Origin of the sequence: Niallia sp. 01092, from assembly GCF_052318935.1 — a bacterium.
Classification (GTDB): domain Bacteria; phylum Bacillota; class Bacilli; order Bacillales; family Cytobacillaceae; genus Niallia.
In genome coordinates this window covers 56,468-82,042 of record NZ_JBQRKO010000013.1, presented here as the reverse complement: position 1 = coordinate 82,042, position 25,575 = coordinate 56,468, and the positions used below count along the sequence as shown (strand labels likewise).

19 protein-coding genes are annotated in these 25,575 nt (G+C 35.2%); 7 read left to right on the top strand and 12 right to left on the bottom strand.

From position 1 onward, the window contains the following. The first annotated feature begins 178 nt into the window (after positions 1–178). Positions 179–733 (top strand): hypothetical protein, encoded by a 555-nt coding sequence (locus ACTXGU_RS13680; protein WP_443482081.1) that lies wholly within the window; start codon positions 179–181, stop codon positions 731–733. A gap of 440 nt (positions 734–1,173) precedes the next feature. On the opposite strand, the gene ACTXGU_RS13675 is transcribed toward ACTXGU_RS13680, so the two are convergent. From ACTXGU_RS13675 to ACTXGU_RS13655, 5 genes are all read right to left on the bottom strand, one after another. Beyond that, positions 1,174–2,223 carry an Mrp/NBP35 family ATP-binding protein gene (locus ACTXGU_RS13675; protein ID WP_443482080.1) on the bottom strand — a complete coding sequence of 350 codons (1,050 nt, stop codon included), beginning with the start codon at positions 2,221–2,223 and terminating at the stop codon, positions 1,174–1,176. A gap of 227 nt (positions 2,224–2,450) precedes the next feature. Beyond that, positions 2,451–2,672 carry a hypothetical protein gene (locus ACTXGU_RS13670; protein ID WP_443482079.1) on the bottom strand — a complete coding sequence of 74 codons (222 nt, stop codon included), beginning with the start codon at positions 2,670–2,672 and terminating at the stop codon, positions 2,451–2,453. Positions 2,673–2,813: 141 nt separating this feature from the next. After that, the gene (gene hydA, locus ACTXGU_RS13665; RefSeq protein ID WP_443482078.1) at positions 2,814–4,232 is read right to left on the bottom strand and encodes a dihydropyrimidinase; all 1,419 of its coding nucleotides are present in this window, start codon (positions 4,230–4,232) and stop codon (positions 2,814–2,816) included. A gap of 52 nt (positions 4,233–4,284) precedes the next feature. Next, positions 4,285–5,565, bottom strand: coding sequence for an NAD-dependent dihydropyrimidine dehydrogenase subunit PreA (gene preA, locus ACTXGU_RS13660; RefSeq protein WP_443482077.1), 1,281 nt, complete (start codon positions 5,563–5,565; stop codon positions 4,285–4,287). Positions 5,566–5,600: 35 nt separating this feature from the next. Then, positions 5,601–6,974, bottom strand: a complete 1,374-nt coding sequence (locus ACTXGU_RS13655; RefSeq protein WP_443482141.1) for an NAD(P)-dependent oxidoreductase — start codon at positions 6,972–6,974, stop codon at positions 5,601–5,603. A 731-nt stretch (positions 6,975–7,705) separates the two neighbouring features. Here ACTXGU_RS13655 and ACTXGU_RS13650 point away from each other — a divergent pair. After that, complete coding sequence (locus ACTXGU_RS13650; protein WP_443482076.1) at positions 7,706–8,938, top strand: Zn-dependent hydrolase; 1,233 nt, start codon at positions 7,706–7,708, stop codon at positions 8,936–8,938. 409 nt (positions 8,939–9,347) lie between these two features. On the opposite strand, the gene ACTXGU_RS13645 is transcribed toward ACTXGU_RS13650, so the two are convergent. The 3 genes from ACTXGU_RS13645 to ACTXGU_RS13635 all read right to left on the bottom strand — a co-directional run bounded on the left by ACTXGU_RS13645 (position 9,348) and on the right by ACTXGU_RS13635 (position 12,140). Then, positions 9,348–9,731 carry a hypothetical protein gene (locus ACTXGU_RS13645; protein WP_443482075.1) on the bottom strand — a complete coding sequence of 128 codons (384 nt, stop codon included), beginning with the start codon at positions 9,729–9,731 and terminating at the stop codon, positions 9,348–9,350. Positions 9,732–9,746: 15 nt separating this feature from the next. After that, positions 9,747–10,271 carry a hypothetical protein gene (locus ACTXGU_RS13640; protein ID WP_443482074.1) on the bottom strand — a complete coding sequence of 175 codons (525 nt, stop codon included), beginning with the start codon at positions 10,269–10,271 and terminating at the stop codon, positions 9,747–9,749. Positions 10,272–10,664: 393 nt separating this feature from the next. Beyond that, positions 10,665–12,140, bottom strand: a complete 1,476-nt coding sequence (locus tag ACTXGU_RS13635; RefSeq protein WP_443482073.1) for an NCS1 family nucleobase:cation symporter-1 — start codon at positions 12,138–12,140, stop codon at positions 10,665–10,667. Between the two features lie 333 nt (positions 12,141–12,473). Here ACTXGU_RS13635 and ACTXGU_RS13630 point away from each other — a divergent pair, with 333 nt between their 5' ends. The 4 genes from ACTXGU_RS13630 (at position 12,474) to ACTXGU_RS13615 (ending at position 18,238) form a co-directional block, all read left to right on the top strand. Beyond that, the gene (locus ACTXGU_RS13630) at positions 12,474–14,147 is read left to right on the top strand and encodes a PucR family transcriptional regulator (RefSeq protein ID WP_443482140.1); all 1,674 of its coding nucleotides are present in this window, start codon (positions 12,474–12,476) and stop codon (positions 14,145–14,147) included. 161 nt (positions 14,148–14,308) lie between these two features. Beyond that, positions 14,309–15,469, top strand: coding sequence for a PucR family transcriptional regulator (locus ACTXGU_RS13625; RefSeq protein ID WP_443482072.1), 1,161 nt, complete (start codon positions 14,309–14,311; stop codon positions 15,467–15,469). A gap of 126 nt (positions 15,470–15,595) precedes the next feature. Then, positions 15,596–16,963 (top strand): aminotransferase class III-fold pyridoxal phosphate-dependent enzyme, encoded by a 1,368-nt coding sequence (locus tag ACTXGU_RS13620; RefSeq protein ID WP_443482071.1) that lies wholly within the window; start codon positions 15,596–15,598, stop codon positions 16,961–16,963. 144 nt (positions 16,964–17,107) lie between these two features. Then, positions 17,108–18,238 carry an iron-containing alcohol dehydrogenase family protein gene (locus tag ACTXGU_RS13615; protein WP_443482070.1) on the top strand — a complete coding sequence of 377 codons (1,131 nt, stop codon included), beginning with the start codon at positions 17,108–17,110 and terminating at the stop codon, positions 18,236–18,238. A 318-nt stretch (positions 18,239–18,556) separates the two neighbouring features. Here the strand turns inward: ACTXGU_RS13615 and ACTXGU_RS13610 are convergent, their stop codons facing one another. Further along, positions 18,557–19,132, bottom strand: a complete 576-nt coding sequence (locus ACTXGU_RS13610; RefSeq protein WP_443482069.1) for a class D sortase — start codon at positions 19,130–19,132, stop codon at positions 18,557–18,559. Between the two features lie 22 nt (positions 19,133–19,154). Then, a complete protein-coding gene (locus ACTXGU_RS13605) occupies positions 19,155–21,149 on the bottom strand; it encodes a 5'-nucleotidase C-terminal domain-containing protein (protein ID WP_443482068.1) in 1,995 nt (664 codons plus the stop codon). 348 nt (positions 21,150–21,497) lie between these two features. Between ACTXGU_RS13605 and ACTXGU_RS13600 the strand changes: the two genes are divergently transcribed. After that, positions 21,498–22,256, top strand: coding sequence for a TrmB family transcriptional regulator (locus ACTXGU_RS13600; protein ID WP_443482067.1), 759 nt, complete (start codon positions 21,498–21,500; stop codon positions 22,254–22,256). Positions 22,257–22,650: 394 nt separating this feature from the next. Here ACTXGU_RS13600 and ACTXGU_RS13595 read toward each other — a convergent pair whose 3' ends face one another. Both ACTXGU_RS13595 and ACTXGU_RS13590 read right to left on the bottom strand, forming a co-directional pair. Further along, entirely contained in the window at positions 22,651–23,592 is a 942-nt protein-coding gene (locus ACTXGU_RS13595; RefSeq protein WP_443482066.1) for an ATP-grasp domain-containing protein, read from the bottom strand. 146 nt (positions 23,593–23,738) lie between these two features. Continuing rightward, positions 23,739–25,184 (bottom strand): 4-hydroxyphenylacetate 3-hydroxylase family protein, encoded by a 1,446-nt coding sequence (locus ACTXGU_RS13590; RefSeq protein ID WP_443482065.1) that lies wholly within the window; start codon positions 25,182–25,184, stop codon positions 23,739–23,741. Positions 25,185–25,575 lie beyond the last annotated feature (391 nt).

Sequence of the window (25,575 nt, the reverse complement as noted above, 5' to 3'; positions counted from 1 at the left end):
TACGAGATGTATTCCATTTAGAAATGTAGTATTATTGAGTATTATACTACTTTCTTGATTAATAAATTATGGGGTAACTTATTGATTTAGTTGTCATTTTCTCTTATTAAAAATTTTCCGCAAATACTTAAGGCTAATAAGTAATTCTATCTACAACATGCATAAAGAGGTGTTATCTTTGAAAAGAATCGTATACCGAGGAATTGGATCTGAAGAAGCAAGAGAAGTTATTCATAAGCAAAAATATGACCGTGCTGAGTTCAGATGTTTTCAGAAAGGAATCGCTGCAAAGTCGGTTTTTGGGTCGGGAATTTACTTAGTAAGTGACATTGAACTAGCAATCCAGTATGCTTTTTGCCATGCAGAAGCTGAAAGAAAAACTGGACAAGCAGCCATTCTTAAACAACAATTAACCATGAAAAATCCTTTAATTTTAAATTATAGATATACTGAAAAGAACTTGAGAAAGGATGCTTTTGAGTGGAAATATCATAACGACAATTTTCCAGACCTAAAATCCAAACAGGGTTCTCTGCAGTTAAAGGAGCAAATGAAAAATATAATAAAAGAATATGTTTTATTTCACCATTATGATAGCATTGTTTATTATGTTGACGATAAATTAGTTTATTATGTGTCCTATTATCCAGAACAGCAAATTAGTGATATTGAAATTAATTTTCACTTTAATATCAAGGACTTAACAAGAACAAGGGACAACAACTCCTTATGACATCAGACAGCAAAAATAGAAAAGAATAAAGAAAGTTTATCAGTTGAATTTTACATAAAGTCAAGATACAATGCCCAAAATTCCAAGTGCTAGTCATTATGCAGGACCCTTCTAGTATATGCGCTGGATTGGTCTTGTCACACTGAAAAAAGAAGCCAATTGTTCCAATTGACTTCTCATAGTATCAAAAAATAAGACTACAAACTTCCATGCTGATTGAAAACGTTTGTCTATCGAGGAACAACCATTTTGATCACATGAAACGTTCCTGAGACAGTTCCTCCTTTGAGTTTACAGTATTCATCCAAGCCCCTTATAAATATATACGAATTATACACTGTTACCTTATCTTTTCACCAGCATTCTAATCACTTCTTACTACCAATACCGTTATTTTTTCACGTGTTATCGAACTCATCAATACATTCTTAATAACTACTTTATATAAGCTGGACATCTTTTGCTTTTTTCGTTACCTTTTCGGCCATCAATTTGTATAATTCAGCTAATGGATGTTCCGTTCCATAAATGGAAGGGGCAAAATCGGTGGAATCATTAGGTGGAGAAAGCGGCAATTTCCCAAGTAAATCAGTTGATAATTCTTCTACCAGCTTTTCTCCTCCACCACGACCAAAAACATACTCCCTCTCACCTGTCATGTTACTTTCAAAGTAAGCCATATTCTCTACTACACCTAATATTTCATGATTTGATTTCCTAGCCATCACTCCGGCACGGACAGCAACAAACGCAGCGGTTGGATGTGGAGTCGTTACAATGATCTCTTTAGAAGTTGGAAGCAGTGAATGGACATCAAGAGCAACATCACCCGTTCCCGGAGGCAAATCAAGCAGCAAATAATCTAGCTCTCCCCACTCAACTTCACTGAAAAAGCTGTTTAACATTTTTCCTAGCATAGGACCACGCCAGATCACAGGAGAATTATCTTCAATAAAATAATCCATTGACATGACTTTGACACCGAATCGTTCAGGAGGAACTATTTTTCCTTCTTTTATTTCAGGTCTTGTTTCTATTCCCATCATATTCGGAATACTGAATCCGTAAATATCAGCATCTATTAAACCAACTCTCTTGCCAAGACGGCTGAGCGCTACAGCAAGGTTAGCGGAAACCGTTGATTTGCCAACACCTCCTTTTCCACTTGCTACGGTAATAAAGGAAGTCTGACTGTTAGAAGAAAGAAGAGATGGAATACTAGATTTCACCTGTTTTTTCTCTGCTAAAGTAGGATCTTCTTTATTCAACTCTTCAAAGCGCAGGCCAACTGTTTCAGCACCAACTTCCTTTAATAAGCGCACAATCTCTTGTTGAACTTTTATATGGGCGGAAGAGTTGGCTTTTGTCAGCAAGACTTTTATACTTACATGATTTTCTTTAATTTTCACCTCTTGAACCGTTATGCTATTCTGTAAAACCGGATCTTTCACCTTGTCTAATACATTTAACACTTGTTCTTTTGATAACATCAGACACTCACCCCTTAGATGTATTCGCTTTTAAAGATTGAAAGAGATAAAAAGGGATGCCTTCATCCATATTTCATCTAGAAATACGCAACATCCCTAACGAAAAATCCAAGCCTAATTTGCTTAAAGACTCCGAAACTGCGGTTATAATAATATGCTTATTACAAAATTGGATCGTCATTTTTTATATTAGACAAACCATCTCTTGATCGAAATAATCCTGCGTGTTAACTCTCTCTTTGCTGTTCGATAAGGATAGCTGAAAAATGCTTTCTTGCATCTGCTGTAAATATACTAATCTCTTTCTTTTCTGTTCCTTTACTATCCAAACGTTCAAACTTCAGAAAAGCACCACTTAAATTTTCGTTTATTCCTGAAATTCGATACCCCTCGGAAACCAATTTATCTAGTTTCTCTTTCTCCTCTAGAAATTCTTTATATGCAGACATCCGCTTCCTCCTCTAACGATTAACGAATATTTCAAACTTAGATTATTATTTATTTTTTATACTATTTCTTTTAATATTACGTGATTAAGCAATTTCCAAATTTCGTCCAACTGTAATTCTATTGATTCAAGTAAGTTATTTTCATACATTTTGAACGGATTTATTTTCTTCTTGATTTCTGCCTTCAAATCGCTTTCGTTTTAAATATTTTCCTGCTCCCGGATTTCCAACATACACTTTTTCCCGGATTACAAATTCTCCCCTCGATAAAACCGAGATTGGTTCACCTGTAATTTCCATTCCTTCAAATGGGTTGTAGTCAACATTCATATGATGTGTTTCAACTGAAAGTATACGCTTCTTATTCGGATCAAAGATAACGATATCTGCATCACTTCCCACTGCAATCGTTCCTTTTTTAGGAAATAACCCAAATAGTTTTGCAGCTCGTGTTGAGGTTATATCTACAAATTGATTGAGGGAAATACGGCCTTTTTTAACACCTTCTGAGAAGAATAGGCTAAAGCGATCTTCGATAATCGGACCTCCATTCGGAATTTTGGAAAAATCTCCTCGGCCTAACTCTTTTTGACCTTTAAAATGAAAGGAACATTGATCAGATCCCAGTGTTTGCAGTTGTCCACTCTTTAATGCATTCCACAAAACTTCTTGATTCCATTTTTCACGAAGTGGCGGCGACCATACATATTTGGCTCCTTCAAAATCTGGCTTTTCTAAGTACGATTGATCAAGCACTAAATATTGCGGACAAGTCTCCCCCCATACTTGATATCCCTTTTGTCGGGCTTCTGCAATTTTTTCGACAGCATTTGCGCATGATACGTGAACAACATACAATTGGGAATCAATAAGCCCTGTTAATTCTGCTGCCCGTCCCGTTGCTTCTCCTTCTAACTCCGGTGGTCTTGTTAAAGCATGATAGATTGGCTCTGTATTGCCTTCCTCCAACGCTTTGTTTACTAAATAGTCAATTACATCACCATTTTCTGCATGAACCATAACGAGCGCCCCATGCTCTTTCGCTGTGATAAGTGTTCGGAATAAAGTTGCATCACTAGCCTGAAATACATTTTTATATGCCATAAAAACTTTAAAAGAAGTGATCCCTTCTTCTTCAATGATTTCTGGAATTTCACGTAATACATTATCGTTTACTTCGCTGATCATTAGATGGAATCCATAATCAATAACCGCTTTGTTCTCTGATTTATTCCGCCATTTCTGAATAGAATTTTTTAATGGCTCTCCTTTACTCGTTAAGCAAAAATCAATAACTGTCGTCGTTCCGCCATAAGCAGCTGCAATCGTTCCTGTTTCAAAATCGTCAGCTGTGACCGTTCCACCAAATGGCATATCCAGGTGTGTATGAGGATCAATTCCACCTGGGAATAAATAGGACCCTTTTGCATCAATTATTTCGGCGTCAGCTTCATTCAAGTTATAGCCAATCGCAGTAATTTTCTCCTCTTCAATTAAAACATCTGCTTCATATATATCAGCTGCTGTTACAATAGTTCCATTTTTTATCACTTTCTTCATCTATTTCAACTCCTCCCAAAAATGCTCCATTCCTTGCTTGTTCTTCCTACTATCAGCCCAAATGCACTATATTTTGGTTAAGTTTTTGAATAGCTGTTTGACGTTCGTTCCAAGTCATAGGTTTTCCGTTTGGAACTTCAATCATGTTAATTGCTCCTTCAGCTGGACACACAATGGAACAAAGGTTACATCCGACGCAATCCTCTTCACGAACTTCCAGATAGGAGTTTCCATTTTCTGAAGTCAGCATATCAATACACTGATGCGATGTGTCTTCGCATGCAATATGACACTTATTGCAGTTAATACAAACATCATTATTAATTCGAGCAACCACTTTATAATTTAAGTTCAGGTTCCCCCAATCAGAATATTTCTCCACCGATTTCCCAACGATCTCTTCAACAGATGAAATTCCTTTTGTATCTAAGTAATTATTCAAACCATCAATCATATCTTCTACAATTCTAAAGCCGTGATGCATAGCTGCTGTACAAACTTGTACACTTCCTGACCCCATCAGCATAAATTCAACTGTATCCTTCCAGTTAGAGATACCTCCAATACCAGATATTGGTACATTAATCCTGTTATCTCTTGCGCATTCTCCCACCATATTTAATGCAATTGGTTTTACAGCAGGTCCACAATATCCTCCGTGTGCTCCTTTTCCACCTACATTTGGAACAGTATTCCATGTATCAATATCTACACCCATTAAACTGTTAATCGTATTAATCATACTAATAGCATCTGCTCCACCTTGTACAGCCGCATATGCAGTTGCCGTAATATCAGTAATATTAGGCGTCAACTTAACAATAACAGGGGTCGTTGCCACTTCTTTTACCCAGTATGTTTGTTTTTCCACTAACTCTGGCACTTGACCAGATGCAGCTCCCATTCCACGTTCCGCCATGCCATGAGGGCAGCCAAAGTTCAATTCTAGTCCATCGACGCCTACTGCTTCGACTTTTTTCACAATTTCATGCCATTTCTCTTGATTTGGTTCAACCATTAAGGAAGCGATAACTGCATGGTTCGGGTATTTCTTTTTTGTTTCATATATTTCTTGTAAATTCACTTCAAGTGGTCTGTCTGTAATTAATTCAATATTGTTGAATCCGGCTACACGCTGTCCATTAAAATGCATCGCGGAAAAACGAGAAGACACATTGATAATAGGATCACCCAGTGTTTTCCAAACAGCTCCTCCCCAGCCTGCCTCAAATGCTCTTTGCACTTGATAACCCGAATTTGTAGGCGGTGCAGATGCAAGCCAAAATGGATTTGGTGCTTTAATGCCAGCAAAATTAACACGTAAATCTGCCATATTACTTCCTCCTTTATTTATGAAACAATATTTATTTAAACTGTTGCGATAACGGAACCAAAGAAATTCATATGAATAGCATGAGCAGCCTTTTTACCTTGTTGTGCGGCTGTGACAACCATTGCTTCCCCTTGTCCATCTCCAAAGATAACATCTCCAGCAGCGTATACCTTAGGATTAGAAGTTTGAAAGGTTTCTGTATCGATTTTCACAATCCCTCTGTTATGCTTAAGGCCCAATGATTCAATTAACTCTATATAACGATTTTGTCCGACAGCTTTAATCACCGCGTCAACTTCCATTACAAATTCGGATCCTTCTACAGGCACAGGACGACGGCGACCAGAACTATCTGGTTCTCCAAGCACCATTTTGATGCATTCTAGCTGTTTCACCGTGCCGCTTTCATCTCCAATAATTTTTATTGGCTGTGTCAACCATCTAAATTCAATACCATCCTGCTTGGCAAATTCAAATTCAAAATCGTATGCTGTCATTTCTTCCTCTGTACGTCTATAGACCATCTGTACTTTTTCTGCACCTAATCGCACCGAACATGTCGCTGCATCAATAGCTGTATTGCCAGCTCCAATTACTGCAATTTTTTTGCTGATAAATTGCTCGCTAAGTGGTGGGACTTTCGTGCTTTCTACAAATTGAATAGCATCATATACCCCTTCTAATTCCTCTCCTTCAAGTCCAAGCATTGGAACTTTTGACATGCCAATTGCTAAAACGACAGCATCGTAACGATTTACAATTTCATCAACCTGTATATCTTGACCAACTTTTACATTTGTTTGGATTTCAACGCCAAGCTTTTCCACTTGTTCTACTTCCCAAAGGGAAATTTCTTGTGGCAATCGAAAGGAAACTATGCCATATGTATCTAATCCTCCTGCTTTTTCTTTCGCTTCAAAAATGGTAACTTTATATCCTAAACGCGCAAGCTCTCGAGCTGCTGATAATCCCGCAGGACCTCCGCCTATAACAGCTACGGTTTTTCCGTTTAATTTACCTGGTTTAAACAGTAGTTCGTTATTTTTAATAGCCCAATTTGTTGCATGGCGTTGGAGATTTCCAATCATAATTGGAAGAGATGCATCATTTAGTACACAAGCTCCTTCACATAACTCTTCTGTAGGACATACTCTCGAACACGTAGCACCAACAGGATTTGCCTCCATAATTACTCGTGCAGAGCCTTTTAAATTCCCTGAAGCAATCTTTTTAATAAAAGAAGGGATATCAATGCCTGTTGGACATGCTTTAATGCAAGGTGCATCATAACAATAAAGGCACCGATTCGCTTCCTCCAACGTTTCTTTCTCCGTTAAATCAGGCTCCATTTCAGAAAAGTTTTTTGTCAAATCATCTAGTGAAATCGTTCTGTTTTTAATTCTATTCATATGCATAATGAGACCCTCCTTACAAATTTAATTTTATATAACATGTTATTTTCTTTTTTATCCACAATTCCTGTCCGCTTAAGCTGCCCAAAAATTATAAAACTTTTTTAATCTCTGAAATTTCCCCAATAAATTTTCACTCTCACCTCCTTAAAATTCTAAATATGAAATTATAAAATTACTAAAATATATAATAAGCTAAATTTTTCGAAAAATATAAATATTATAATATTGTATTATTAATTCATTGTCAACATGATTAATTGCATAAATAATATATAATTATTCCGCAAACAATTTTTATATTTCCCAAAAATGAATTCTCTATGAAAATTAGACATCCTTTTCACTCGATTCTTTCATCCTAAATTTAAGATTTAGGTAATACCTTTTTAAAAATAAGTATACTTAAGGTGGAATTTAGTCTTAACTAATAAGGCATTCTACAGATTTATATCCAATGCAATTGCATGTTTCTTGGCATTCAATTTTTGTTTATGCACTAAAAATCGTTTCCGATAAATTAAATTATTATGTTTTCATCTATTTATTGCATATAAAAATATATGATTAAACGAACAAATACAATTGACATAAGATTATTAAATGACTATTATCATATTATGAATTTTTAGAAAATTCCTTCTCTAAAAATTAAATAATTAGAGATCTGGATTTTATTGAAAAAAAAACTCTAATTAAACTTTAGACTTTTAAACAGGAGTGATACTATGCAAAAACAAAAATTATCTATTAATGGAGAACGATTAAAGATTGAACTTGAACGTTTCGCAAACTTTGGAAGGACAGAAAACAATGGAGTAACAAGACTTTCATTATCCGAGGAGGATCGTTTAGTTAGAGACTACTTTTGTTCTTGTTGTAAAGATTTAGGTATGACTGTTAAGATTGATGATCTTGGATGTATTTATTCCACACTTGAGGGTATTGAAAATAAACCTCCTATCGTAATGGGATCACATTTAGATACCGTCAAAAAAGGCGGGCGATTTGATGGAGTGTTTGGAGTTGTAGCTGGTTTAGAAGTTGTTAGAACATTGGTAGAGAATAAGATTAAACCTAGGATCCCAATAACCATTGTTAATTTTACAAACGAAGAAGGAGCTAGATTTGAGCCATCAATGATGGCATCGGGTGTTATTTCAGGGAAATTCGAACAGTCAGTTATGTTAAATAAAGTGGATACAGATGGGATTACGTTTAAGGAAGCCTTATCTTCCATAGGTTACGTTGGTGAAGCAGGTAATCGTTTAAAAGAAGCTGCCGCCTTTTTAGAATTACATATAGAACAAGGACCAATTCTCGAAAGGGAATCTCTTTCTATTGGTATTGTTGAATGCGTACTAGGAATGGTTTGTTATGAGATAGAAGTTACAGGAGAGTCTGATCATGCAGGGACTACTCCCATGGATATGAGAAAAGATGCCCTATTTGCGACAAATAATTTAATAACGGAGATTCGTGATAAATTGAGTGCTATAGACCATGAATTAGTATACACAATAGGAAGAGTCAACGTTCTCCCTAATATACACACCGTAATTCCTAATAAAGTTGTATTTTCTCTAGAAGCAAGGCACAAAAATCCAGAGATTATAAGAATGGTTGAGGAAATCATACAAGAGTTGCCACATTCAACATTAAGTGAGGGCTGCAAAATAACAACAAAAAAACTTTGGAATCGTGACACTGTTTGGTTTGACAAAGAAATTTGTGATTTAATGGAACAATCTACAAAATTATTAGGTTATTCTTCTAAAAGAATGGCTAGCGGTGCTGGTCATGATGCCCAATTCATAGCTAGTTTTATTCCAACAGCTATGCTTTTTGTACCAAGTATAAATGGAAAGAGTCATTGTGAAGAAGAGAGCACCTCCTGGGAAGACTGTGAAAAAGGAGTAAACGTATTGCTGGAAACTGTTTTAACGATGTTATCTATTTAACCATTAAATAAATTTACTCTCACCCAAATATGAAAATGTATAGACACATAAGATGATCCCCAAACGACCAACTATAGTGGATAATAATAATATTGTTAATTAATCTAGCAATATATATTGATTTAGAGAGCCTGTGAAACTTTTCAGGCTCTTTTCTATGAGACGAGCACGTATATTCCCTTACTGTTGATACAACATAGGAAAAGAAAGCTACTCATCAAATACGCTCTATTTCTAGAATAGTAGACAGAAGCTAAATAATTAAAAAGGGGAATTCGTAGAGGATAATTTCAAATTAAAATTATAAACAACTCAAGTTTAGACAATTATATGATTACAAGCTGAATAGCCAAAACCACAATTTCATATATCTATTTCTTGAAATTGTTTATCAAGACTTTCACAAAATTCACTCTTTTTTATAATGGTCGAGTCCTTTTTTAAATACCTCAAGCACAATATCATGCTGCGTTTTGCTTATAACGTGCCGCCTAATTTCGTTCAATTCCTTCACAAGTTCAGAATCAAGATAAAGGTTAATCGTTTTGCCTTTATCTTTCGGCAGAATAATATATCCATTTTCTTTTTCTTTTAATTGTCCTTCAACTAACATATCATTGCTGAACCACTCTTTTTGGGTAATTGATATTTCTTCTCCTTCAAAAAAAATTTCAGATAAATCGCTATTGAAAGAGATTTCAATAAGGTTACCATCTTTATGATTTGAATCTCTAATCTTACGTCCTATTTCTTGATTTTTTGTTGTATTTTTCATCTTGATTTTGGCTTTCATTCTATACCTACTCTCCTATGTTAACTTCTTTAGCAAGGTCTCTTTTATCTCCTTAATAATTTTCATATTGCCTTCCACCTGAATCGTATAATGGAATTCATCTTTTTTCAAATAAGAGTTAACGATTATTCCTGTTAGTAATTCATGATTATTCTCACTTATTAATACCCGATCTAATACCTCGTATTTTGGCCAAAGATATCCTTTTTGATATAAAAAGTTGTATACATCCTCTTTTGGATATAAAAATCTCTTTTTTCCTTGCTTTGATTTTAAAGCCCAAAACTTGTCTTTTTCATTGATAATATTACCTATATACCCCTCATCAGCCCATCTTTTTATGGTTGACATGTTTGTATTTTTACCAGTATGTTCATAAATTAAATCTATAATTTCTTTTGAAGAAATATATCTTTTCCTTTCCTCTTCCTGTTTAATTAACTCCTTCAACTCCTCATTTAAATTTATTAAAAAATTTTGATAGCTTTCAATTTTTTCCTCTATAGATTTAATTTTGGCTTCAAGTTCTTCTTTTTTCATGGTGTCACTTCTTTCACTTCTTTAAATATTCTTTGTATGTGACTTTATTATCCTAAGTTATTGGATATATCTATCAACGGACTGCTTCAAGGCTTCCAATTTTATTATTAGCTTAATTAATTGTTTCTTCTAACATGCGACCTATCATTAACAACATTTTATCATAAACAAAAAATCAAAAAAATAATAGATTGTTGACTATACCCTGTATACGTTTGAAGAGGAGCAATTTAAAAAAACATTAAACTCCAACTACTTCATCATTTAACAAAAATCATACTAAAAAAGGTTGATGTTAAAGAGTTGTGAAACCCTTTAACATCAACCTTTTTAGTCTATTAATATTACGGATTAAATATTACGAAAAAGATCGCTTGATACTACATCAAAGCCTTAATTGGTAGAAGATGAAGTATTTTCAATGTCTACTCTTTTTTCCTTGATCGATGGCTGCATTAAAACAATATAAGAAATAAAGCCAAAGCCAATTCCTAAAAACCAGGAATAGGTGTAGAGATCTTTAAGCGCTGGAACCATCAACCCTATAAAGGAAGCGATTAATCCAATCACTAATGCGATGAACGCTTTTGGATTATAGCCTTTTTTATAAGCATAATCTCCAGTCTTTTTATAAAAGCTTGCCAAATCATACTTCTTGCGTTTCACAATATAATAATCTGCAATCATGATTCCTGCTACCGGACCAAGCGCCCCTCCAATTGCGCCAAGTACGTTAAAAATGGTTCCTGCATTGTTGAACCAAAGCCATGGCATAAATAACACAGCTAATACGATAGAGATAATTCCTGCTTTAACAAAGGTTAGTTTCTTAGGAAACAAATTGACTAAATCATATGCTGAAGATACAACGTTTGCTGCAACATTTACCGATAATGTCGCAATCAGCAACGTAAATGCTCCTAAAATAAGGACAATTGGATTATCAAATGTTTGCAGAAGTTCAACTGGATTCCAAATCGGTCTGCCAAAAGCAATAATCGTTCCTGAGGTAGTAATAATACTCATAATCGAAAAAATAATAGCTGTTCCTGGCAGCCCTATACCTTGGCCGATAACCTGATCCTTTTGACTACGAGAAAAACGAGTAAAATCTGGAACATTCAAGATTAAGGTAGCCCAGGTTCCAACAAGTCCTGTAACGGAAATCCAAAATACATTCCAAAATTCTCCTCCTGATAATGTGGAAGGTTCAGAAAATAAAGGCCCAACCCCCTTTGAAACAACAATTGCCCAAATGACAAGTCCTAGTCCCAGAACAATAACAAGGGGACCTGCCCATAGTTCAAAGAATTTCACACGTTCCATCCCATGAGAGATGATAACTGCATGCAATATCCAAAATAATGCTACTGCGATAGCATCATTTAAACCCATTCCAATAACATGAATATCCGATAAGCTGTTCCATCCGGGTATCAACACACCTAAGACAGCTCCAACTGCCTTGCTTCCTGCATACGCTTGTACGGCAAACCAAAAAATTGCAACAAACCCTCGAATAATAATAGGGAATTGTGCGCCATTATATCCAAAAGAGGCACGAACTAAAACAGGGAAGGGCAGACCATATTTTGCTCCCGATGAACTATTCAACCACATCGCAATAATCAAAATAATATTGGCAAAAATCACCGTTCCTAGTGCTTGCCAAACATTCATTCCTAGGCCAAGCAAACTTCCTGCTGTCTCATAAGCTACAATATTATGAACCATTCCCATCCATACTGTCGTGTAATTCAGCCAATTCCAATTTCTTTTCTCCTTTGGAACGGGTGCAAGGTCTTCATTGTATAAAGATGGATCCCTTACTTCCAAAACATTCGTTTCGTCGACTAAATTATTATTCATCTTATATCCCCCTTGTTTAACAGAATTTTTAAATTATCTAAAAAGTTAGAATTTAATTTATATTAAGAATACTAAACTTAAACCATTTAATTTTCATCATACATCCTGTCGGAGTTTAGCAGAAACGATGTTACAATATGTAACATCAAACTATTAAGAACGATAAAAACCTATTATAATTATCATAATAGCAGCAAAATACATTTATAAACTCTTACACAAAAGTCGAGTTTACGATAAATTAAATAAATAATTTGAACAAGAAGTATCGTTCTATGAAACACGCATTTAAGTTATAAGACGCAACATTTAAGGAGGTATATACAGGTGACAATGGAAAATTCATTAAAAGTAAATGAAATATTAAACCGTTCTTTATTTAAACACGCTCAATTAATAGCTGGCAAAAAAGGAATTTCTCGAAAAGTAGCGTGGGTACATATATTAGAAATAACTCCACCTTCCTCATTTACAAATAATAATGACCTTATCTTAACAACAGGTCTTGCTTTACTTCAAAACAAGGCAGATCGAACACAATATATGAAAGAATTAATTAAACAGCAGGCAGCTGGAATCTGTGTTGAATTAGGAGAGCACCTGAAAGATATACCCAAGGATATTGTGGAAATTGCAGATCAAAATGACTTTCCATTAATTGTTTTCAAAAAGCCTGTTCGTTTTGTGGATATTACACAAGACATCCATTCCTTATTGATAAACAAACAACACCAAATATTAAAAAATCTGGAGGCCTTTTCTAGGGTACTCCAACATACTTCTTTACAATCTACAGATATTCAGCCCATATTGCGACTAATGCATAATCATTCATCATCTCAAGTCGTTTATTATTCTTTAATTGATCGAAACTACAGTCATCCTTCCCTTTCATCAATGATGCAAGAAACCATAAATAATATTTTTAAGAATATAGGTGATCAACCAAGAGAATTTACACAAGAGAAGCAAGTGATAACAATAGATGAAGATTATTCTCTTATTTCTCTTCCTGTTATTTGTTTAGGACAAACATTAGCTTATGTGGGTATCATCCTTCATCATAGGAACGAAACAGAAATTCTTTATTTGATGCTTGATTATGTAGCAAAATCAATTGCTCACATCCTACTAAGAAAATTGTTTTTAGAAGAAAAAACAATGGAACATCATAATCAACTTATAAATGATATTCTTCATAATAAAGTGACAAACGAGAAACAAACATGGGCCAAGATTGGATTACGTACCTTGCCAAATGGAAAATACCTTTACATGGCTGGTGTATTTTATTTAGAGTCAAATTTAGAGAATACGGGAGAGGAAGTGGAGTCAAGGAACCAAGATATATTAGTACTACTGAGGTCTTTATTAAAAAAGAATGGATTATATAGTTTACTTACCATAAAAAACAACCAAATATTAATCTTGTGTATTCGAGAATCGTTTGGTGACTCTCTCGTCCTAAAACAACTAAAAAAAGGACTGACAAATGTCATGGAACAATTTAGTCATACTCTTTCTGAATTTTATTCCGAAAAACTATCTGTTCATATTGGGTTCGGCCAAATAAAAGACAAAATTGAAAATGTAAGCATCAGTTTTAAAGAGGCTTATGATGTAATAGATGTTTCACTCGCAATACCTTCGGCCACTATCAATCCTTTTTATGAAAATATTGGTGTATATAGAATATTAAAAGGGATTCCTGACCGTCATCTACTTACGTCATTTATAGAATTCCATTTAGGCGATGTTTTAGATTATGATAAGCAAAATAATACAAATTTGTTAGAAACTCTTGATGAATACTTAAAGTGTATGGGATCAAAAAAAGAAACAGCTAGTAGTTTGTTTATACATCGCCAAACACTCTACCATAGACTGGATAAATTAAATGAAATACTCGGCGATAACTACCTGCTATCCGAAAAAAGAATCTGTATTGAACTCGCTTTACGTGTCTATAAACTGATGAATTTCCCAACTGTAAATCTTAAGAATTAAATAACGCTTATTCTATTATAAAAAAAGAACAATGATCTTTTGTATAGGAGATTTTAAGTTTATGAACATATGAAAATAACTAAAAGGCATCTCATCCTTTTTTAAACACATGCGATGAGATAACTTCATGTAACTTCAAGCATCGAAAGGAGATTTACTCAATGGTGACTCTAAAACAATTTACAGCATCATCCGAATTTAATGTGATCAGCATAGTAGCTGGTGAAAAGGGTCTAGATCGCCCTATTACTGGTGTTAATGTAACAGAGAGCAGTGATCTAGCTGAATTTTACAGACCAAATGAATTAATTATTACGACGGGCATTAATATGGAAAACAATCCAGAAAAGTTAGTGGATATGGTTGAGATTGCATTCCATCGCAAAGCTGCTGGCATTGTTTTGAATACAGGTCCATATATCCCAAGTATCCCAAAACAAATTTTGACTTTCGCTGATGCTCATCATTTCCCAGTCTTTCAAATGCCATGGGATTATCGAGTAGCTGACTTTTTAAAAATTACGGTTCAATTTTTGGCAACAGCACAAAATGCTCAAACTAGAACGGAGAAAATACTAACAAATCTCCTATTCAATCCAGATCCCCCTTACGAGAATATTTCCAATGAACTTTCTCACTTAGGCTACAAATCGGATGCAACATTCAGCATTATTGTTTGTGCGGTCAGCCATTCAGATGTGTCTATCACAACATTTATCGATCAAATAGAACATACTTTTAATAAAAGATATAAACAGCTTCTTTCTGTCGTTTACGAAAATCAACTCATCTACATGGTTGAACACTCTGAGATACAAACGCCAGAAATTCCATTTTCAAAAACAGTTGAAAGTATCTATACCAAAAGTAAAAAAAAGAGGGACAAAGCAAAATTACATATTGGTAAGGGCAATTTTTATAAAAGTATAGCAGATATTTCCAAAAGCTATCACGAAGCAGTAACAGTTATTCATCTCACCCAACGCCACGATAATCCATTTCTTTGCAGGTATAAAGAGATTGGTGCTTATAAAATACTTATGGGTGTACATGATCGACAAATTTTGGAGGCATTCCATCAAGGTATATTAGGGCATCTCTATCGCTACGACAAATTGAATGGAACGGATTTTGTTCATTTCCTCCGTATTTTTCTTGAAGAAGATGGACATTCAGCCAACATTGGACGAAGAGTGTTTATTCATCGGAACACTGTCCTCTATAAAATTAAAAAAATCGAATCTATTTTAGATATTAATTTAAATAGTTCATTTACTAAAACAAACATCTCATTAGCATTTATGATTGAGGACGTCATTTAGTAGTGTTAGGTAAAGCAATTGTGCAAATGCACAATGTTTTTCGTTAAAATTGTCACTATTTTCTGATAATTAATTAGTTTATGATGAATATAATTAATTTTTATTAGAGAATGGAGTGTATTTCAGATGAAAACAATCGAGGTATCACAAGTCAAAAAAGATACGAAACAATATGTTTTGCAATCTTGGGCAAAACAAAAAAATATTAATCCAAAGACAATCTCAAAGGCTAAGGGGGTTTATTTCTGGGATGACACAGATAAGAGATATTTTGATATGTGTTCACAGCTCGTTTATTTAAATATAGGGCATCAACACCCAAAGGTTCTGGAAGAATTCCAGCATATTGGCGAGATACCGATGGCAGCACCAGGCTTTGCCACAGCTTCGAAAGCAGAATTAGCCCGCAAAATTATCGAAATTGCTCCAGATAACATGGCAAAAGTGTTCTTCACTTGCGGAGGGGCAGAATCCAATGATCATGCAGTGAAAATTGCACGTATGGCAACAGGACGCTATAAAATTTTCTCCCGCTACCGTTCCTATCATGGCGCCACTTTTGGAGCTGGAAATCTAACTGGTGAAGGTCGCCGCTTTACAGTAGAACCAGGACTGCCTGGCTTTATTAAATTTGATACTCCTTATTTATATCGGGAAGTGATTGATTTTGATACTGAAGAAGCTGCTACTAAATTTTATTTAGACCGTTTAAAGAACCAACTGTTATATGAGGGACCCGAAACGATTGCTGCAATCTTTATGGAACCTATTCCCGGAAGCAACGGCGTGCTCATCCCACCTAAAGGATATCTAGAAGGTGTACGTAAATTATGTGATGAATTCGGAATCCTGATGATTTGTGATGAAGTGATGACTGGGTTTGGACGTACAGGAAAAACATTTGCTGTAGATCATTTTGATTTCCAACCGGACATGATGACTTTTGCAAAAGGAGTTACTAGTGGATATGCACCTCTTGGCGGGATCATTGTTAGCGAAGCAATAGCAAACTACTTCGATAACAACGTACTGATGACTGGTTTAACTTACAGTGGACATACCGTTTCCACACAAATTGGCAATGCAACATTAGATGTTTATAAGGAAGAAAAAATGTTTGAAAACGCAGAAACAGTTGGAAAAGTGTTGGCAGAACGCTTAGAAAAACTCTATCAATATAACTCTATAGGTGAAGTCCGTCATATTGGATTATTTGCTGCAGTAGAGCTTGTAAAAAATAAAGAAACAAAAGAGCCTGTCATAGCTTATGGTATGGACTATGGAAAAGATAAAGTTGGACTAATGAACAAGTTTGTCAGCTTATTGAGCGAAAATGGCTTTTATACGTATTCACATGAATCTAGTGTCATTATTGCGCCACCATTAGTTATTACAGAGCAAGAATTAAACGAAGCAATGGATATCTTTGAAAAAGTAGTAAATATTTTCGAAAATGAGTTCTTATTTTCTGACAAAACACTAATCACGAAATAAGAAATATCTTAATTAAACCTTAAAGATAATTACTTGAAGGAATCCTTCTTACAGAGTATTTTCCAGCCGATAAGGGTATAAAGCATATCCCTTTGTCGGCGTAGATACAAATTCAGCCACAATAAAAAAGGGGAATTTTAACTAATGGAGAATTTTTTTTATAAACAGCCTGTACCTATTGATTTTGGGGCAGGAAAACTTAAAATATTGCCAAAAATTTTAGAAAAAATGAATATGAAAAAAGGAATTTTAATTAGTGCACCCTCCATGGTCCGCAGCGGGATTGCACAAGAAGTCATGAAACAATCAGAAGGACGCATTGTCACCATTTTTTCTGATATCCAGCCAAATCCAACAGTAAACAATACAGACGCTTGCGCAAAAATGATTCGTGAATATGAATGTGAATTTGCGGTGGCACTTGGTGGCGGCAGCATTTTGGATTGCGCTAAAGTTGCTTGTTTCGTCGCCAGCACTCCTTATGGAACGGCTGATTTCTTTTCCAAAAAGCGTCCTATTACAGCGTCTGGAATTCCAATGATTGCCGTTCCAACAACATCTGGAACAGCTAGTGAAGTCACAACAGTGTCTGTATTAACGGACACAGAAAACGATATAAAAGCTCCAATTGCCAGTGATTTTTTCTACCCTGTGTATGCTTTAATTGACCCAGAATTAACGATAACTTGTCCACCATCTGTTACGGCTGTAAGCGGCATTGATGTGCTTGCCCATTCGCTTGAAGCCTATTATGGAAAGAAGCATCAGCCCTTTACTGATATGGCAGCTGAACGAGCGGCATCTCTTGTATTCCAGCACTTGCTGACTGCCTATCATGAACCAGACAACATAGAAGCAAGAGCGAAAATGAGTGAAGCATCCGTTACAGCAGGCATGGCTTTTAACCTAACTCAAACAGCAGCTGCACACGCTTGTTCTTACCCACTAACCCAAGATTTTGGCGTTCCACATGGTGAAGCATGTGCGATGACACTTCCTTCCTTTTGGAAATTGAACAGCCAATTAGAAAATGAATCAGAACGTTTAAATGCTTTTAGTCAACGTCTTGGATTTAAAAACGCGGAAGCATTAGCGGACCGTATTGACGAAATGAAAAAAGCAATGGGATTAAAAATGACGTTAGAAGATGCAGGTGTCAAAACAGAAGAAGATTTAGATAAACTTGTTGAAAACAGCTTTGCACCTAATATGTTAAACAATCCAGTAACAATGACGAAAGAGTCATTAAAAGAATTATATAGTAGTTTAAAGTAATAAAATAAAGTGAAAGGTGCCTTTGTCATTACCTTATGGACTGAATGAGTTTCGACTGAGATAAGGCTCAACTAACCATCAGAAGATATTCTTCTACCTAATAGTTAGTTGAGCCAATCTTTACTATAGACATTCCTATATTTTTCCTATGAGTGATTTACCTCCTTTACTTCAATTGGAATCAAAGCACATTCAATTTCTCTCTATAAGGTTTGCTCATGTTTAATCTTTATAGAATTAAAACTTACTATTTACCTTATTTGCACTATACATGCCTTTTTAGTTAAACAAAAAAAGTCATCTCATTCCATCCTAGTTTTATCTTACCGATACTTGCTTTACAGGATAGGCATAAAAAATAAAACGATCGGGGGCATCTCCGATATATCGAAATGGATAGCAAGTGGATAGTGTTAACACTTCATCTGGTGCGGTTGATCGGATAATCGTCGTATCATCCGCATGTACGATTTTCGTTTTTTTGATTTCATACTCATATTTCCCGTATGGCATTTCAACCACTAAACGATCACCAAGCTTTAACTCATCAAAACGGCGAAACACCGTATCACGATGGCCGGATAATAGAATCTGGTCCCTTTCTCCAGGAAAGGCGGTAGTAATATAATGTCCCACTCCTTTTTCCAATTCCTCTGCATCTGTACCTTCAATAATAGGAAGATCAGCATCAATCTTTGGAATGACAAGCTTGCCAAATACCTCACTTTTCTTCGGTTTAAATTCCTTCTCTATCGGTTTAATCTGTGCAGTAACAAGCTTTGCTTTTTCTGCTGATTGTTTTTGTGCTTTTTGTTGGTTCCAAATTTGATTACCACTAACTGCGACAAAACTAATTCCCGCTAGTAAAAGAATGAAACCTATCCATTTTCTCATCATTGTCCTCATTTAATAAAAACTAAGCATGATTTTTCTTACCTTTTTTCAGGAAAATAATACTAATCCCAATCATGATGACACCTATTAGCAAGTAGTTATACATATTTGTTGCTGTATTTGGCAATTTCTCTCCTTTGCTCGCCTTATCATTATCGCTGTTGCCTTCTGCATTACTGTCATTACTGTTATTTTTATCATTATGAGTGGTACCGCTTGTCTGTTCCTTATCTACTGTTTTTCCGGCAGATTCTTTCTCTTTATCACTGTTTTCATCTTGCAAAACTTGTTTTTCTCTTGTACCTACAGCTGGTTCAACAAGTTTTTGCCTTCCTTCTACTTTCGCCTCCACCTTTTTTCCATCAGCGGACAGCTTTTCAATATAGTTGGCAAACATTTCCGAATCTACACTATCATTTCTTACCAGTTTTTTATTAGCAAATGCGGTAAATCCGTCGCCGCCAGCTGTCAGAAATTCATTCATTGCTACTTTATATGTTTTATTCATATCCATTTTTGTTTTTCCATCTTCTAAAAAAACATCTTGGACACAATATTTATTTGGGCAATTCTTTACCTTGCTTCCATCCACATACGTGTATGTAAAACCAGAAATCTGCAAAAACATAATATGTTCAGGATTTTGCCATTGCTGATTTAATCCATCTTTAATTTGTTGTCCGGTCAACTCAATTAGCTGGATATAATTATTAAATGGTTGAACACTGTAAGCTGCTCCCCACGTAATAATATGCTCCCCTTTGTCATTTGTTGCAGGAATCAGCGCTTCACGAATACCGCCAGAGTTTGTAATGGCAAAATCCGCACCTTGCGTCATAGAACGCTGTGCATCTGTAACTAGGTTGCCAAGCGCATTTTCACCATTCTCCGGCTTTCGTTCTCCTATAGGGTCACCGCTGACTGCTTGTCCAATTGGCTGTTTTTCTGCTTTTTCTGTCACTTTTTTTGCTTCATCAATGATCGATTGAATTTCCGGGTCTGGGTTTACATCACGTGTATTCGGCACCACTTCCGCTTTAATGGAACTCTTAACAAAGTCTTTTGTCTTTGGATCAAGTTCTGTTCGAACATCACCGAAAGCTTTTGCGTAATTATAATCCTGAATAATAACTTTTCCATCCACAATGCCATTTGCATATTCGTGACTATGAGCCGCAAAGATAATATCCACTTCATCATCTATACTATTTGCTACTTTCTCCATAATGCCCGTCGTTTCTCCATTGCTTGTAGCAGCACCCTCATGAGCAATAACAACGATCGCTTTTACTCCTTGCCCTTTTAACTCTTTTGTATACTTATTAATCGTTCCTGCCTCATCAAGGAAATTGAACGGTTTAGTACTTGTTGGTATAACAGATGTTTTTGTTTCTGTTGTTACAATCCCGATAAAACCAACCTTTACACCACCAATATCTTTTACCATATATGGATCAAAAATAGGCTGCCCTGAAGATTTATCGACAACATTCGCTGCTATGTATTTAAAGTCACTATCAATCCCATGATATTTATAGTTCATTCCTTCTGTTAATTTCGCTACCTTTGGATGAACAGATGATCCGCTGATAAGACGTTTAAATTCTGGAATTCCTTCGTCAAATTCATGATTTCCAAGGGTGCCGAGCTTAAAGCCCATTTTATTTATTGCTTTCATGGTAGGTTCGTCTTGAAGCAAAGAGGAAATAGAAGGGCTTGCCCCAACCGCATCTCCTGCATGCAAACGAAGTGTATAAGATTTTTTCCCATCCTTTTCCGCCTGGGCTTCCATCTCTTTTTGATGTTCATTTAAATGTGTGGCTAAATAAGCAGCACCTCCAACCTCTTTACCATCTAATGTACTTGTTGTATCAAGGTTTCCATGAAAATCATTTATCGACAACATCTGAAAATCAATCGTTTCAGATTGTTGTTTAGGTGAAGATTCCTCCGCATAAACGGAAGGTAAAGTAAACTGTAAAGCTAGAAAACTAGTAAGAAGCGTTTTTTTCCACAAAATAATTTCCCCCATGATCAATAAATTAGGCTACCCATTTCAATAGTTCTAAATATAATCTAGTTAACTACTATAAAAGATTACTACTAAATAAGTAACCTATATTAGATTACTTTATTTTGGTTTAATTTGTCAAACTAAATTTTTGAAAATTCAAACAAAAGAATGAATAAACTAGAATTCCTTACTAGAATAGAGTTTTAACCTATATATAATTTGCATTCTATTAGCTTTGATTTAAAATAGTGATAGATTTGTTTCTCCTGTTTTGAGGCTGTTAGTCGAGTCTCATCTTACTTTAGAGGAAAAGATCGCAAGCCAGACATACAAGGCAGGTAGGTGGAATATATGTTAGAGAAATTCGGTTTTTCACAATATGAAAATAAAGTTTACGAAGTTCTTGCATCGAGCGAGGAGCCAATGGATGCTGCTAAAATAGTGAAATATTCCGGCGTCCCAAAAGCAAAAATATATGAAGTGATATTACGTATGATTGAAAAGGGCATGATAATGAATTCCGTTTCGGAAAAGAAAAAATTATATACTGCTTTACCGATATCACTTGCAATCGAAAAATTAACAGCAGAATTTCAAGAAAATATTAAACAATTAAAGATAAATACAGATAAAAAATTATACACCGATGATCGTGTCTGGAGCTTAAAAGTAAATGCCTCCATTCGTGCACAAAGTAAGCAGCTTATTCAAGAAGCAAAAACGTCTATTCGAATGTCTGCCTGGAAAGATGATTTCCAAGAATACTTGCCCCTTCTAAAGGAAAAAGAGGAAAATGGGATAGATGTTGAAATCCTTGTGACAGGGGATTTGGAGACTGATTTATCGAAGGTACATACGCTCATACCGGCACAAGAACATGTCGTATTAGAACCATTTCGATTACTTATTATAGACGATCGAGTAGCCATGTTTGCCGGCGTCGAAAATGATTCATGGCATGCATTAAAGACAATGTCCAAACCATTTGTAAAGTTTTTTTCTGAATTCTTTTATCATGATGCTGCTTTAGCTAAAATCAATGAAAAACACTACGATTTATTAATGAACGATACCGAAATAAAAAGCATCCTGATGCAGCTCCGATACTAACATACCTTCCTTCCTTGGAATTCAGAGCTTTTTATTTCACATCTTATTATAAAAAAACAAACTTAAAAACATAAAAAATAACCGTCATCCTACGATTTAGGGACGGTTACTTCTTTTTATTACTATATTTTGTCTTTCTAGGGCGTCTGACTCCTTTATCTCAACATGTTAAAAAGTGCTAAAAAAGGTTGAATTTTCTAATAAAATAACTTAATATTATTAAATCATATTAAACCTATAAGAATTATCCCAACTGAAAACATAGTATTTTTATGGGAAGACTATCTTTTTCATCTTCCTTGAGAGTTATTAACATTTGAACCCTTTTTCAGTATTTAATCGTCAGAATTAGCGTCAGGTGTCAGGCTCCAGAATTAAATATTGCTAATACTAGTTATCTCAGAGAATACAACTCTTTTAGTTGTTTACCCAAAAATACTGCTATTTCCTTCATACCATAAATACCTGCTGCTTCTTCTGCTGTACTATTATAGTTTGTATTCGTATTTACATCATATGTAAAAATTTCACCCTCTGAATTTTTTATGAATTCTATACCAGCAATTGAAATACCATTTTTGCTTAAAAATCGTTCATACTTTTCAATAATGGGATGATTAAAATTTTCTATTATCGTAAATTTTGACTGTTTTTGTTCAGTAGTAGGGCAGAATACATCATCAATGTTACAGGCATCTGCAGGACAAAGCTCAAATCCGTCCAAAGTGCTGACTTCAACAGCGTAAACGAATTTTCCGCCAATAAATTCACAACGTGTAATTGTGGAAGTTGGAGATTCGATATATTCTTGTAATAAGTAAATACCATCTACTGAAGGTTCAAGCTCATTTGACTCAATAGCAACCCTCAACGCTTCCGAATTTTTAAATAATCGTACCCCTAACCCTTTACCTGCACGATTATGTTTTATAATAAAACTTCTTCCTTCAAAACTTTTACTTGCCTTAATTATTTCCTCATTCCCCATTGCAGCAATTGTATGTGGAACCTTAATCCCCTCGACTTCCAAAGCTGTGTATTGTGCTACTTTACTAATTTCAAGCCGAAGGGCATTACGATCATTAAAAACTTTTCGTCCATAAGCTTGTAACCAATCTAAAACAACTCCTGTATATTCTGGGGAGAAACGGTGTGAACGTGTATGAGATGATGCACTCATTCGATTATAAAATATTCCTTTGGGAGGCTCCTGCGTCAAATCTAAACTACCTTTACTTAAATGCCAACTTTCATATGGTAAATTAAGCTCCTTTAAATGTTGAATAAGAGGTGCAGTCCACTCATCATTTTCATGAATAATGTGTATCTTAGACATTTTTACACTCCTCCTGGAATCATTAAATTAGTTTGATGAAATTGGATTATTTGATGATATAACCGCTTATATTAGCGATATTTCGCCTGTTTTATATTTATCACATGGGTTTAGTCGGATTTTTTATAGTGAAAGATATTCTATCATCATGATTTAAGAAAGTTTTCTACACGTTTAATTAAAGCATCTTTATTGTATTCCTTATATCGAACCGCATTATTTCTAACCGGATCCCCTGAGAAAAACCGCTCGTATAATTCATGGCGGGCACCTAATGGGCTTCCAATCAAATCCCATGCTAATCTGAATAATTTGATCTTTCTTTCAGCAGTAACATTTGCTCCACTGTAATATTTATCAATAAACCCTTGTATCTCTTTATTTTTTTCAAGATCTATAGATGGCACTTGCAGTAATCCACCGCCAACAACTTGTTGTAAAATTTCAATAGCTCTTGGATAATAGCTTGCCCCTAAATCGATGGCAATGCGCAGTTTTAGTGGATCAGGCCATAAAGTTCCATAGTCATCATATTGGGCTTCAGCTTCAGCAGCTGATACTAGCGCTTTGACCGTTTCAATTTGAATAACTAGTTCTCCTAGCTTTTCTTGAACATTTAGATATTCATGAACACCAATCGCCTCTGTTAGTGAAAATGCCAATCCAGCTACAAATTCCATTTTTGCAATGAGCCTAATGACACTTTGATGATTCGCTAAACTATTGTCTCTTTTATGCTTAAGAGCTTTCCAAGCCCCTTGAGGATTTTGATGGAAAAGGACTCGATCCCATGGCACGAGAACATCGTCAAAAACAATTGTTGCATCCATTTCTTCATAACGAGAGCTTAATGGATGTAACTCTTTATTTAAAGAAGAAAAGGAATCTCGGCAAATAATATGAATACCTGGTGTATTGACCGGAACAACCAATAGATTTGCATACTTGCATTCTTCTTCATTAAATTTGAATGACGATTGAACTATAATATCATGGGCATAAGGAACAGCTGTGGCCATCACTTTCGCACCACGAATAATGATACCTTCTTCTGTTTCCTTTACAATTCTCAGCAATAAATCGGGATCTTCCTGTTCTAGTTGAGACTTGGCTCGATTTACTTGTGGATCAGCTACTACCGAAATGGCTAAGCGATTTTCATCTCTCGCTTGTTCATAAATACGAGTAATCTTTTTTGAAAATTCAGGGTCATACTGATTAAATAGTTCTCTTGATGCATACCAACCTGTTAGATAGGATCTTCCGGATTCTGCTAATCTAGACATATTCCCTAGCGTTTGATTCGCCCAAAAAGTAAAAGTTTCTTTTCTAGCATGCAAATCATCGAACGTTTTAGGAACTAAGAATGCATTATGCACATATTGTTTTGTAATGGGGCTAATGAATCCAATTTTGTCACGTACATTAACATCTTCTAATTGATTAAAAAGCGCTTGAATGGTATTTAAAGTGCCTTCGAATGCAGGATGTGCATACAATTCTTTGACTTTCTCTCCGTCTATCCATACCTGTCTACCATCTTTCAAACTATCAATAAATTTTTTATTTTTTCGTTTTTGCTCGATAACCATCTAATATCCTCCTCAATGAAGATTTTTACATCTTCATGATCATTAGCACAAAAATTTCATAACGTTTTTTGATATGGGTTTAAAGCTCATTTGGCTGTTGCAAAATTTTAGTTAATATATATTTTTTAATCCCTTTTTTCTTCGGCCAATTTAAATGACGAAGGCTCTTTTCGTATAGATTGTTGTTATTTAACCCGCAGCCTGAATACACTTCGCTTTCCGCGGACGAGTGCCGAGCCTCCTCGTCGCTATGCTCCTGTGGGGTCTCGTCTTTCTCGCTTTTCTAAGCAGGATTCTACGTGTATTCAGGCTGCTCAGTGCTTCAGCTATGTTTATTATTTTTTTCAAAAACAACAAACTTTTAGAAAACAGCCATGACAAAAAAGTTACG

Coding starts and splice junctions, on each gene's coding strand:
- ACTXGU_RS13650 (WP_443482076.1), top strand. CDS start 7,706: ATGCAAAAACAAAAATTATCTATTAATGGAGAACGATTAAAGATTGAA.
- ACTXGU_RS13675 (WP_443482080.1), bottom strand. CDS start 2,223: ATGTTATCAAAAGAACAAGTGTTAAATGTATTAGACAAGGTGAAAGAT.
- ACTXGU_RS13595 (WP_443482066.1), bottom strand. CDS start 23,592: ATGTCTAAGATACACATTATTCATGAAAATGATGAGTGGACTGCACCT.
- ACTXGU_RS13640 (WP_443482074.1), bottom strand. CDS start 10,271: ATGAAAAAAGAAGAACTTGAAGCCAAAATTAAATCTATAGAGGAAAAA.
- ACTXGU_RS13655 (WP_443482141.1), bottom strand. CDS start 6,974: ATGAATAGAATTAAAAACAGAACGATTTCACTAGATGATTTGACAAAA.
- ACTXGU_RS13625 (WP_443482072.1), top strand. CDS start 14,309: ATGGTGACTCTAAAACAATTTACAGCATCATCCGAATTTAATGTGATC.
- ACTXGU_RS13620 (WP_443482071.1), top strand. CDS start 15,596: ATGAAAACAATCGAGGTATCACAAGTCAAAAAAGATACGAAACAATAT.
- ACTXGU_RS13610 (WP_443482069.1), bottom strand. CDS start 19,132: ATGAGAAAATGGATAGGTTTCATTCTTTTACTAGCGGGAATTAGTTTT.
- ACTXGU_RS13615 (WP_443482070.1), top strand. CDS start 17,108: ATGGAGAATTTTTTTTATAAACAGCCTGTACCTATTGATTTTGGGGCA.
- preA (WP_443482077.1), bottom strand. CDS start 5,565: ATGGCAGATTTACGTGTTAATTTTGCTGGCATTAAAGCACCAAATCCA.
- ACTXGU_RS13600 (WP_443482067.1), top strand. CDS start 21,498: ATGTTAGAGAAATTCGGTTTTTCACAATATGAAAATAAAGTTTACGAA.
- ACTXGU_RS13590 (WP_443482065.1), bottom strand. CDS start 25,184: ATGGTTATCGAGCAAAAACGAAAAAATAAAAAATTTATTGATAGTTTG.
- ACTXGU_RS13645 (WP_443482075.1), bottom strand. CDS start 9,731: ATGAAAGCCAAAATCAAGATGAAAAATACAACAAAAAATCAAGAAATA.
- ACTXGU_RS13635 (WP_443482073.1), bottom strand. CDS start 12,140: ATGAATAATAATTTAGTCGACGAAACGAATGTTTTGGAAGTAAGGGAT.
- ACTXGU_RS13670 (WP_443482079.1), bottom strand. CDS start 2,672: ATGTCTGCATATAAAGAATTTCTAGAGGAGAAAGAGAAACTAGATAAA.
- ACTXGU_RS13630 (WP_443482140.1), top strand. CDS start 12,474: ATGGAAAATTCATTAAAAGTAAATGAAATATTAAACCGTTCTTTATTT.
- hydA (WP_443482078.1), bottom strand. CDS start 4,232: ATGAAGAAAGTGATAAAAAATGGAACTATTGTAACAGCAGCTGATATA.